The sequence below is a fragment of the Halomonas sp. 3D7M genome, from assembly GCF_014897885.1.
In the GTDB taxonomy this organism is placed as follows: Bacteria; Pseudomonadota; Gammaproteobacteria; order Pseudomonadales; family Halomonadaceae; genus Vreelandella.
In genome coordinates, this window is record NZ_JABUZF010000103.1 from 10,411 (window position 1) to 22,000 (window position 11,590).

The window sequence follows — 11,590 nt, forward strand, 5'->3', positions numbered from 1 at the left end:
CCGCCGCTACGGCGGTGGCGGTTTTGTTACCGATGGCTCCTTTAGCTATTGTTATCGCGGCATTAGTATCTAAAGATAACATGATGAAAAAATTGCACGGTGAAGCCGCATTTGCAAAAAAATCAGACCTTGAGAGAAAAAAACTAATCTATAAGCCAGGGGCGTATGGAAAAGATAAAAATTACAAGCATCCACCTGTATTGCTCGGAAAGATTGGAGATAAGTTTATAGCTGATTACAGTCAGCTATATACATCATTTGCGGCGGCCCCTGGTGCGGGTAAAGGCGTGGGGTTTGTTATTCCTAATTTGTTGCAATATCCTGAATCCTGCGTCGTGAATGATCCTAAGCTCGAAAACTGGGAAATTACAGCGGGATACCGTGAGTCGGTGTTAGGACAGAAGTGCTTTTTATTCAGTCCTGATGCTGAAGCATCCAGCGGCTACCTTAGCCATTGTTGGAATCCGTTGGATTATGTAGATCAATCGCCGCGTGAGATGCTGAGTAGCATTAAGATTATTACAAGTATTTTAATACCGACGCCTAGCGGTGAAAATCAATCCTTTTTTATCTCTGCACAAGACTTAGTTAACGGCATCATCATGTATTTGATGGAAACCGAGGGCGAAGCGCGCACAATGACGCGGGTGCTACAAATTATACGCCACCCTGACGGCCTAGAAGCTTTTATTCAGGACATGGTTCAGTCTCGTCAGAAAAGCGGTAAACCATTAAGTGATAGTTGCAAAGAATTATTACTATCGTTTGCTAACAATGAAAATCCTCGCGGGCGTGACTCAACAAAAGGGATCGCTGGAACCTACCTTAGTGTGTTTGATGCAGAAGTCGTGTCAAAAGCAACAAGTAAAAGTGATTTTGATTTTCGTGATTTACGAAAGCGTAAAATGACCATCTATGTTGGGGTTCGTCCTCCTAGTATGGGGAAATTTCAACGACTCCTTAATTTGTTTTTCTCACAGTGTATTATTGTTAACACGCAAACGCTTCCCGAAAGCGCCCCAAAAGATGACCCTTTGCCTTATCAGTGCTTGATGTTAATAGACGAATTTCCAGCGTTAGGGACGATTGACATAATTCGTGTATCGTCGGGCTATACCCGTGGTTATAACATGCGGTACGCACTTATTTTTCAGAATAAGTCTCAATTAGCAGCAAAAGAAAGTTATGGGCCGGAGGGTTCCGGTGCGTTACTGGAAACCATGCATAATCAAATTGTGCTAGGTGGTGTTAGCACAAAAGAAGCAGAAGGGTATAGTAAAGATATTGGCGATATAACACTTAGAAACCGCCCCGTTTCAAAAAACTCAGGTAAAGGTGGTGGTAGCCGTTCTGTAAGTGATTGGCAGTTTCATAAGCGTCCATTAATGTTACCGCAAGAAATAACAAACATGCCTGACAAAAAATGTTTGATATTTAAAAAAGGCGTTCTTCCTATTCATGCTGATAAAATTTTCTGGTATAAAGAAAAAATGTTTAAGGATAGAGCGAACATGAAATTACCACAAGTTCCACCACTGTTTGATTAGGACATTTATAACTGATAGGGAATTTCAAAAATGAGATTGTTTATTGCAGAAAAACCGAGTGTGGCAGAGGCAGTTGCAAAAGGACTTGGCGGAGGTCGTAAAGCTGACGGTAAGTATACGTGCGGTGATGATGTTGTAACGTGGTGTTATGGCCACATGATTGAATTGGCCTTACCCGACGACTACTTACCCGATGATGTACCTTTAAATGGCAATGGTAATAAGATTTGGCGGTTTGATGATTTGCCTATTATCCCTGATAACTGGAAAGTTCAGCCAAAGCAGACGACCAAAAAACAACTAAAAATTATCCAACAACTTTTAAAGTCGTGTGATGTGGTTGTAAATTGTGGCGATATAGACCGTGCTGGGCAAAATATTGTTGACGAAATTTTAGACTATTACAATTTCAGAGGTAAGCAGCTACGTTATTGGTGCGCAGCAATGGACAGCGCATCTGTTAAAAAAGCTCTTAATGACTTAAAGCCTAATGGCGATTTTCGCTCTCACGGTGATGCAGAGTTTGCTCGTTGTTGTGCAGATTGGTTAATCGGGATGAATTTAAGTCGCGCATTTACGCTTGCCAACTACGCAAATGGTGGAGCGTCATTACTGACGGTCGGGCGAGTGCAAAGCCCTACGCTGCGAGTTGTTGTTGAACGTGATCGAGCTATCGAGAACTTCAAGCCCAAACCCTATTTCAAAATATCTGCCCTGGTGCGTGTTGATGATGATACACCGCCCTATAAAGCGGTCTGGGTGCCAAGTGGCGCTCAGGCAGGACTAGACGAAGAATCACGCCTTATTGACGCTGACGTGGCCGCTTCGCTTGCTTGTGACGGTGTTACTGGTGTGATTGTAGAGCGAAACGTACAGCCTAAAGCTCAGCGTCCCCCTGTTTGCTACTCATTGTCTGATTTACAGTTTTCGGCTAGTAAGCTGTTCGGCTATGACGCTGAAAAAACCTTGAATATCTGTCAAGCGTTATACGAACGCCACAAAGTTATTACGTACCCGCGTGTAGATACGGGCTATTTACCGGAAAGCATTTTTGCTGAAGCGCCGCAAATGATGAATAGCATCATTATGGTGGCATCGTCCGCGTACTGCGGTTTTATTGAAAAAGCAGATTTGTCGATTAAGTCAAAAACATGGGATGACAGCAAAGTATCCGCTCACCACGGCATTGTGCCTACGCCTAGTGCAGATACCGATATTGGTAATTTATCTGAAGAAGAACAAAACCTTTATGATTTAATTGTGCGCCGTTTTATCGCACAATTTTACCCTCCTCTTAGATACGAGCAAACAACAATCCTGCACAAATTTAATGGAGAAAAGTTTAAAGCATCAGGTCGTATAATTCTCGATCCAGGCTGGAAAGAAGTTGTCGCGTTTGAAGCCAATGCCGTGCAAGAGAAGTCAAAAGATGAAGGTGTAATATTACCGATGGTCACTGACGGTCAGACAGTGATAGCGGACATTAAGCAGGATCGGGCTAAAACAACCCCTCCTAAGCGTTTTACGGACGGTGATTTGATCAAAGCAATGCAAAAAATGCACTTGCATATAGATGATCCTGAGATGCGTAAGCTATTAAAAGAGTCTGAAGGCTTAGGGACTGAAGCCACTAGGGCTAGCATTATCAGCGAACTTAAACGCCGAAACTTCTTAAAGGTTGAAAAAAAGAACCTGATTAGCACAGCGGTAGCGCGTGAAATAATCGACATTTTACCGCCCGATGTAACAAGCCCGCTGTTATCTGCTCGCGCAGAAGAAAGGTTGAGTCAAATTGAAAAGGGAACGCTTGATAAGTATCAGTTTATTAAAGAGCAAGCCGCCTTTGTTTCATCGCATGTTGAAGCGGTGAAAACTAAAAAAGTAACGGTTTCTTTGTCAAGTGATGTAGCAAAGAAAAAAGAAAAATCCGCCGCGTGGATGTGCCCTAATTGCAAAACCCGCGAATTAATGCGCAGGCCAAGCAAGAAAAAGAAAAATAGTTACTTCTGGATGTGTAAGGGGGTGTTTGACGAAAAAGATCAATGCAAATCGTTCTTTAATGATGTGAAAGGAAAACCGGAAATTAAAAAGGGATAAAGAGGTGAAAACTATGCGTACTATTATAGCGTTATGTTTAAGTGTGTTCCTCATTGGGGTGGGCACGTCAAGCGCCCAGGCGGCCAGTCAGGATGAATGTGCAATATGGTTGTGTTTACCTGGGGGCTTTCCTAGCGGTTGTGGTGCTGCTCACTCTGCCATGATTGATCGCATAAAAGATTTTAAATCCCCGCTACCATCGTTATCGTCGTGTGTTGTGTCGGGTGATGGGGGGGGGATGAGTCATGATTACGGTGTAGCGGCATACATCCCGCCCAGTCGCGGATTTTGTACACGAGCGGGCTATGAAACATATTATGACTACACTGCAAAAATGGAAAAACAGCGATATGTTTGTTTAGAACGAGAACAAATTCCAGCTAGATATGTGCCAGGGCAGAGTTGCCGTGATGTTAATATTGGGGAGGGGACTTTCGAGAAACGACCCTTGGGATGTACACGCACCGCTTACTACGTAAAAATGTACAATGAAGACGGCACCGAATTACAAATAGATGGCAGTAGCGATGATGGTTTCTATTATATCCGGCCTTGGGATCACTAAATGAACACAAACAACTTATTTTACTTGTCTCCTCCCCCCAAAGGGGGGGAGATTTCTGTTGGTACGCTGAAACCTTCCTTGGTTCTTGCCCTGCCTCTTTTCATTTTTAGTTTGATTGTAGCTGCACTCTTTCTTTTGTTTCTTGAGCCTTCGCTTCAGTTTTTTCAGTATCATATTTATACGATGGCGGGCGTATTTTTTGACTACGAAAGTAGCTTTTTAATCATCGCTACGGTGGTATGCTCGATTTTATTTTTGCCAGTGCTGGTGAAGGTGCTACAGCTAAAAACAACGGCGTATGAGTTCACGACTCGTAGAATTTATTATTCGAGAGGGATTTTAAATCGCAGTCGTGATCAACTAGAAATAGCGAGAATTCGTGATGTAGCATCATTCAAACCGTTCCTCTTACGTCTCTTTGGTCGTGGTAACGTGATGCTTGATACGGCAGACCGAAGCCATCCCTTTTTAAACATTCCGGCTCAAAAAAAGCCGGATGAATTAAAGGAATGGGTTCATAGTGTCAATATTGCAGAGCGTGACCGCTTAAATTATCGTGAGTTTGAAAATACAAACTAGTTTGACAAGGTGATAAGTTTTTTATGTCTATGATTTTGACAAAATACATTGAGAAAGAGCAGCAGATTAAAAATCTACAAGATCAACTTGATAAACTGAAGGAAAACCCTTCTTTCCAGTTGGAAATGAAGTTTAAAGAGCGTCTTACTGATTTGATGAGTGAGTTTGGAAAAACAAAAAAGGAAGTGGTAATACTGCTTGAGCCACAAACCAAGACGAAGGCGCTACCAGGGCAAGGGCAGGGTAAGATGAGAAAGCAACGTAAACTTAAAATTTATCGTAATCCAGAAACGGGTGATGTGATTGAGACTAGAGGCGGCAATCACAATACGCTAAAACACTGGAAAGAAAAATATGGTGTAGAAACAGTTGATTCCTGGTTAGTGAAAGAAGGTATATAAAAAATATCACAAGCTACTAGCATATAAAGCGTTGCGAATAGAGCCGATTATATCGGCTCTACTCGTTTAGGTAGAACGCTTTAGCGCCCACCTCTAAAATTTCGTGCGCACGAAATTTAGGCGTGTACTATTTTCCTTCTAGAACCATAGACGGTTGCCAGTGTTAGGTTTGTTGGGAGTGGTGCCGATAACGCCAGACGCTTTTTGTTCAGAGGCGCAGAGACGAACAAAGAAAGGGCCGCTGCCGTGGGCGAGCGTAGGAAGCGGGCTTTGAAAGCCTTCTTCCGAAGATTCTTTATGAAGGAATAAAATAATGCAAATCAATAATCTGCGCGTTCCTTTCGGACAACGAAAGGGGCAAGTGGTAGCACCCGCTGATGTACCTCGTGGGCTTGCTTGTGGTTGCAATTGCCCTAGTTGTGGAACCTCTCTCATTGCTAAACGAATGAGTAAATCAGGCTTATTTTTCTTTGCTCACCACAATGCCCCTGATTGCCCGAAGGGCTTTGAGACGGCATTGCACCTAATGGCCAAACAGGTTATTCAGGAAGCAAGCGTCGTCGCGCTCCCCGAAAAAGAAATTCTTATTTCCGCCCATTATCAAGAAGTCACAAAGCAGGGCACAATTGTATTTCCAAGCCGATGTGTTTCGCTAAATCATATAATTCAAGAAAAACGTATTGAACGTTGGGTGCCGGACATATCTGCCGAGCTAGTTGATAAAAAGCCCTTGTTTATTGAAATCAGAGTCACCCATGAAGTCGAAGACGCAAAAGCCCAAGCGCTCGATAACGTCATGGAGATTGACCTAAGAGCTTTGCATAAGGTGGCAGTGCTAGACATATCTACTGTTCGTAATGCTGTACTTCACACCGCACCTAGAAAATGGCACCGTTGTTCGTTGTACGACCAATCGCCAGAAATACAGAAGAAAAAAGATGAGCTGATCAACGAAGCTAAAAATGATATAGCAGCTCGCCAGTTAAAGAGGTCTTTTACGAATCATAAAGAACAGAAGCGGAGCGCTTGGGATAAAGAGTTACGACAGCTCGTACAAATGCAGACGCAAGAAGGGATCGACAGCAGAGAGCTCGCCCTACTCAGTGATGAAAGATACGTTAAAGCAACTGAATGGATAGCATGTAAGCTGGGCGAGAATCCAAAAGCTAATGCTGCCATCAAAGCGATGCCGGTTTGGAATATTCCACTAAAAAACGACTGGATTTTTAATGCCCATCGGCTTGTTTGGCAGGCTAAATTGGTGTTTGGGCTGATTTTCAACAAGGCTATCGGCCAGACAATCACTGTACATGAAGCCCTAGGTTACATTGAGCAGAATTATCCTATCGAACCAGTTGTTAAATCTCTTGATGAAATGAAGCGCCGTTATAAAAACCAGGGGAAAGCACGAAAAAAATGGTATGGCGAAGAGGGCGCTTGGTTTTTGGACCACAAAGAAAATAAAGCTATCATTTCCCCTTATCGTGTCGTTATACAATACCTTGATTACCTATCCAATTCAGATTCAAAAATAATAAACAAACATACAGAAAAACCGATATATTTTGTCAATGGCAACTCCATACCATATTTAATTAATCGACATGAAGAACAGTTATTAGTATCACAACGATTGAGGCAGGCTAGGTATGAGGCGGAGGTTAGAGCTGAAGAGGCCCAAGCTAGACAAGCCGAACTAAGAATACAAGCAAGGGAGCAGCGTGCAGAAGCTGCTAAATATTGCTCAATGCAGCTCACAACTTATGTAGAGAATGGTGCTACGGCCATTAGCTTCTGTCGCCACTGTCGAGCTGCTTATGACTATATAGTGGAACCCAATACCTGCTTAAAGTGTGGTTATCCAGCAATTCATGCTATCAACTCTGACGAAATTGATATGGCTACTCTATATCATCGAATTAGATGTTTGTCATGAAGGTGTCGCGGTGTTGGTGGAGCGGTGGCGGCGGTTGGGGATCGTGGGGCCGTCGCGTTTGCCATGCACTCGCTACGCTCGCCAGCATCCAGATTGTGGAGGCTAGGCCGGTGTCGTGACCGGATCAATGGCCGTGGGTGATTTTCGTGAACAGTAGATGGTTGCTGGTGTTAGGCTAGTGGGGAGGCTTGCAGTTGACTCTCTCAGGATAGAAAGCGATTACCCACTAATCCTGATAAAGAGGTGTATATGGCCAATCCTACCCACCAAGCAACATCGCTTCGACCAGGGCAGTTTCGCCACCTAATTCGTGTAGCTGGTGTAACAGGGAGAATGCCGCAGCGTGATCAAATGATTTTATGGATTACGCACACTACGGGAATTAGAGTCACCGAGTTAGCGCAGCTCCGCATTGATGACGTGCTTAATCCCAGCGGCTCCATACGTGCGGAAGTATATCTACGTAATCCGAATGTAGCTGCGTAGATATCAAAATCCGAACGTAGTAGCTTATGGACATATGACGCCGCTATAGATGCTTGGCTTGCCGAGCGGCGCGCCCGTGGCTGGGGTGTATCGTCAGATAGTGCTTATAGAGGCTTTCTACCGCACTCAAAGCTTGTGTTGACGCATAAAGGGCGCTCTTTTGAGATGGCTGTGAAGCGCCGTGTATTAGACTCAGGCATAAAGGAATATCGCGCCTGTGACGCCCTACAGCAAGCGATATCCAGGCTCTACCGACAGGCGGGCATAAAGCAGGGATCGAGCCACAGTGGACGCAGAACGCTTGCTGCTAGGGTTCTCGCAGGGACAGGCGACGTTGAGGTAGTCCAGGTGATTTTAGGACACCAAGAGCTGGATCACTCCAAGCCGTACCTATCTGTTGACCCAGAAACAATTCGACGTGCGTTTGAACTGGCGTTATCATGAAATATGTTTCCATGCTAAAGAGGATTGAATGTGACAGTTAAAGAACTGGTGCCGATGCCGCCAGAGGCTTTCCGCTCAGAATTGGAAAGCAGAGGCTGGACGCCGCAAATGCTTAGTGAACGCTGGGGTATGACTAAACGGCGCGTTATGCAGATTATCGCTGACGCTGATCGTCCACGGTATTACGACGATGCGGCGAGAGGTTTACCAATGGCGTCGAGAGAGTGAAATATATTTCTTGACGAAATGGGAAATATATTTCATACTAAGCCCATAGTAACCAATTGAGGAAAACCGCCATGCCATATGCCCCACAGAAAGGTCAGCTTGTGACTGCCAATGCTGGTGGTACTGACTTCACCGTTACGATTTACGGCAACCAAGCGCCTGACCTTCCTGGGCGTTGGGCGGGCCACTACTCAACCGTTACACCGTTAGGCGACACATTGTGGCACTCAGTGCTTGGAGTATTGCCAAGAGCATGTGGCTTCTAGGCATGTGATTGAATGCATCCCTCTTTAATGTATTGCTTGCACGACAATTAAGATGATCAAGGAAAAGAAGGGGAAAATTTAATATGTCAGACAACGCATGTGATTCGCTTGGTTACAAGCCATGGCTGCTCCAAACGCGGCCAGGTAAATATCGACTTACCAAAGTAGACGTTCGTGGTGGAGGTAAGACGACTGCATCAAATGGTGTGGAATGGAAAAATAGCCCAGAGCTACGGTCTATTCTCCAGAGGGAAATCGACATTCGCCCAGAAGATTTGGGTAAGTATGCTGTATCGAAAATAGATGATTGCGATGATGAGCGTTTTTATACGCCCTTAACACCAGTTGATAAACAGTTTTGGCTTAATGGACTGGATGATTGTGAATATGTGCATCAATGCATTCAGCTATTTGACGATCTTGACGAAGCCAAAGCTGCCATACGAACTTGGGAAAGGCGCTTTGCTCGCCTATATCAGTTAAGGATAGAAGAGCAGGACATCCAGCTTGTGTTGGTATCTCAAGAAGAAGAGTGAACATCAAGGAAAAGCGGGAGCATGTTATGCGAGAAGAAATAGGCGCAAAAATTCAGCTTAGTGACGGGCGTAAGGGCATTTGTATTGATGCGTACCCAGACTTCACAAGTGGCAAAGGGCTTGAGCTTGTCATAGCGATTGGAGCAGCTACAACTTCGCAGGCTGAATCCTGTGACCCTGCTAACAGGGTTAAAGTGAACAGCTATGACGTTCTTGCTATCCATACAGAAAAATCATAGGAAAAGCAACCCCACGGCTTGGCACCATAAAAAAAATAGAGGTTTTTTTTGCTGCGCGAAATATCGTTTTTCCAAGCCAGGGAATTTTATTTATAGACACGGCCCAAAGGCCACCTGGCCATGACTGATAGAAGCGATCAGCCTAACAGTAATCAATGTCGCGCAAACGATCATTTATGGAACAGTGAAAGGCGCGACCAAGGAATGCGGCTTTCACTGGAATAAAAGTGTTTCGATTGCCATCCCAATTGACTTATCCCGATAACCTGACAAAATCTAGTTATGGAACACTTCGGCTTACCTTGAAGCACAGGTCATTTATGAAAGATCGAGAAGATAGGCAGACGCTGGACGTAATCAGCGGAGGATTGAAATTAGGGTACGCCAGGGTATCAACAGACGACCAAGAGCTATTGTTACAACATGACGCGCTTAAAGAAGCAGGCTGCGCTGAGATTTACGACGACAAAATCAGTGGCAAGAAGAAGGAGCGACCAGGCTTAGATAATGTCATGAAGGCTCTACGCCCAGGAGACTCCTTGGTCGTGTGGCGGCTAGACCGGCTGGGCCGTTCTTTGCAACACCTCGTTGAAATCATTAATGACCTTGAAGCGCGTAATGTCCGGCTCGAAATTTTAGTTGAAGCCATTGATACCAGAACTGCTAGTGGGCGAATGATTGCCGGTATTTTCGGAGCGCTGGCTGAGTATCAAGCCAACCTCATTCGTGAAAACACTATCGCTGGATTACGCGCCGCAGCACGACAAGGACGAAAAGGCGGAAGAAAAACAATCATGACTCCCGCCAAGAAAAAACAAGCAAGGACGCTGCTACTGAGCGGTGAATCTGCAAGTGATGTAGCTAAGGCGCTTAATGTTGGCCGAACCACTCTATATAGAAACGTGCCTGTTGGAGCCATTCACGAAGAGCGCATCAAGTTAATAGCAGAAGGGCTTTTAAATGAGCACAAATAGCAATGATACTGCCCTGCCTTTTGACGAGGCGGCGTATCGGGACATATTAATCAAAGGCGGTGCGTCGTATGAAGTAGCTACAGACGTAGCACGGCTTTACGCGCAGCAGCACAGTCAAAAGGGCTCCCCTGCCCAGAGCAATTTAGCACTGGTTGGTAGCGACGAAGAAAAAAAACCAGACGACGCAGACTCCCCCGCTCTACCAGGTAAGGCTAAAAAGATTAAACCCTTGAGCAAGCGCGGCCACCAGCTTATTAATACAGGGCTATTAATCGCAGAAAACCCTCCCACCGATAAAGACAAAACCTATATGCACTCAATCATGTGCCAGATAGGTTTGCCTCGATCTAAAGTTGATGGGACAGAATTTGAAAGAACCAGCGGTAATGCCGGAATCTATATTCATGCCGGTAAAATATGGGACGGTAAAAAATTTGTTCAGCAGCCTATCCCCTATGGCCCTATGCCACGCCTGGTCATGGCCTACCTCAATACTCAGGCTCTTAGAACGAAAAGCCCCATAATCGATGTTGGCGATAGTTCAAGTCAGTTCATGAAGCAGCTGGGCTATAAAGTGACAGGTGGTAAAAATGGGACGATACCGTCCTTCAGGCGTCAGGTCATGGCCTTGTCCGCGTGTAGCATGACGTTAGGATTTACCACCGCGAACAGCGCTATTACTTACGATGGGAAGCCAATTGCAAAATTTGAGGCATGGTTATCTGATAGTGATGGCCAGAAAGCCCTCTGGCCAGGTGAAATAACGTTCAGCCAAGAGTATTTCACTACCCTGTGTGATCACGCCGTACCGCTCGACCTGCGCGCACTAAACGAGCTGTCAGGCAGCGCACTAGCAATGGATACTTACGCCATGCTGGCCGACAGGCTTCACCGCATTAATGGCAGCCATCTATTTTTGAGGTGGGCCAATCTAAGGGCTCAATTTGGGCAAGAGTACAAAGGTAAGGACGGCGCTAAAACTTTCAAAGATAGCTTTCTACTAGCGTTAAAAAAGGTGCAGGCTGTCTACCCCCAGGCAGACGTAAAGCATGTGAGAGGCGGCGTCCTCATGAAAGCCAGTCCACCCCCCATACCCCCTAAGCAGCTAAAGGGATGAAAAGCCGGCCTTCGGGCCGGTTTTTTTTGCCTCAAGCAGCTACGCATAATCACCCCCCTTTTCTGCTTTTAATTTATAAAAAACAAATTCTTACAAACAATAAGGAAATGCTATTCTAATTCCTGCAGATAAGCGGGTAAAAAAAGTTATCCACGCATAATCACCCCCCCTTGCT

14 protein-coding genes are annotated in these 11,590 nt (G+C 45.0%); all 14 read left to right on the forward strand.

Translation table 11 applies throughout. The features are described 5' to 3' along the window. Nucleotides 1–83: 83 nt before the first annotated feature. On the forward strand, nt 84–1,547 hold the full coding sequence (locus INT22_RS04580) for a type IV secretory system conjugative DNA transfer family protein (RefSeq protein ID WP_446718930.1): 1,464 nt from the start codon (nt 84–86) through the stop codon (nt 1,545–1,547). 30 nt (nt 1,548–1,577) lie between these two features. Beyond that, nucleotides 1,578–3,644, forward strand: coding sequence for a DNA topoisomerase 3 (locus tag INT22_RS04585; RefSeq protein WP_193067757.1), 2,067 nt, complete (start codon nt 1,578–1,580; stop codon nt 3,642–3,644). Between the two features lie 238 nt (nt 3,645–3,882). Then, nucleotides 3,883–4,209: a hypothetical protein gene (locus INT22_RS20255; protein ID WP_226912404.1), complete on the forward strand. Its 327-nt coding sequence runs from the start codon at nt 3,883–3,885 to the stop codon at nt 4,207–4,209. Beyond that, on the forward strand, nt 4,210–4,788 hold the full coding sequence (locus INT22_RS04595; protein WP_193067758.1) for a PH domain-containing protein: 579 nt from the start codon (nt 4,210–4,212) through the stop codon (nt 4,786–4,788). It abuts the gene before it with no gap. 23 nt (nt 4,789–4,811) lie between these two features. Further along, a complete protein-coding gene (locus INT22_RS04600) occupies nt 4,812–5,189 on the forward strand; it encodes a histone-like nucleoid-structuring protein, MvaT/MvaU family (protein WP_193067759.1) in 378 nt (125 codons plus the stop codon). 313 nt (nt 5,190–5,502) lie between these two features. Then, nucleotides 5,503–7,125, forward strand: a complete 1,623-nt coding sequence (locus INT22_RS04605; protein ID WP_193067760.1) for a hypothetical protein — start codon at nt 5,503–5,505, stop codon at nt 7,123–7,125. A gap of 249 nt (nt 7,126–7,374) precedes the next feature. Continuing rightward, nucleotides 7,375–7,611 carry a site-specific integrase gene (locus INT22_RS04610; RefSeq protein ID WP_193067761.1) on the forward strand — a complete coding sequence of 79 codons (237 nt, stop codon included), beginning with the start codon at nt 7,375–7,377 and terminating at the stop codon, nt 7,609–7,611. 165 nt (nt 7,612–7,776) lie between these two features. Beyond that, complete coding sequence (locus tag INT22_RS22025; RefSeq protein ID WP_226912405.1) at nt 7,777–8,055, forward strand: tyrosine-type recombinase/integrase; 279 nt, start codon at nt 7,777–7,779, stop codon at nt 8,053–8,055. A 30-nt stretch (nt 8,056–8,085) separates the two neighbouring features. Next, entirely contained in the window at nt 8,086–8,283 is a 198-nt protein-coding gene (locus INT22_RS04620; RefSeq protein WP_193067766.1) for a hypothetical protein, read from the forward strand. Nucleotides 8,284–8,354: 71 nt separating this feature from the next. Next, a complete protein-coding gene (locus INT22_RS04625; RefSeq protein ID WP_193067762.1) occupies nt 8,355–8,549 on the forward strand; it encodes a hypothetical protein in 195 nt (64 codons plus the stop codon). An 83-nt stretch (nt 8,550–8,632) separates the two neighbouring features. Next, complete coding sequence (locus tag INT22_RS04630; RefSeq protein ID WP_193067763.1) at nt 8,633–9,085, forward strand: hypothetical protein; 453 nt, start codon at nt 8,633–8,635, stop codon at nt 9,083–9,085. Then, nucleotides 9,082–9,324 carry a hypothetical protein gene (locus tag INT22_RS04635; RefSeq protein ID WP_193067764.1) on the forward strand — a complete coding sequence of 81 codons (243 nt, stop codon included), beginning with the start codon at nt 9,082–9,084 and terminating at the stop codon, nt 9,322–9,324. Before INT22_RS04630 ends, INT22_RS04635 begins: the two co-directional genes overlap by 4 nt. A gap of 236 nt (nt 9,325–9,560) precedes the next feature. Further along, complete coding sequence (locus INT22_RS04640) at nt 9,561–10,298, forward strand: recombinase family protein (RefSeq protein ID WP_446718928.1); 738 nt, start codon at nt 9,561–9,563, stop codon at nt 10,296–10,298. After that, nucleotides 10,285–11,415 (forward strand): replication protein RepA, encoded by a 1,131-nt coding sequence (locus INT22_RS04645; RefSeq protein WP_193061059.1) that lies wholly within the window; start codon nt 10,285–10,287, stop codon nt 11,413–11,415. The genes INT22_RS04640 and INT22_RS04645 overlap by 14 nt, the downstream gene beginning before the upstream one ends. Nucleotides 11,416–11,590: the final 175 nt, after the last annotated feature.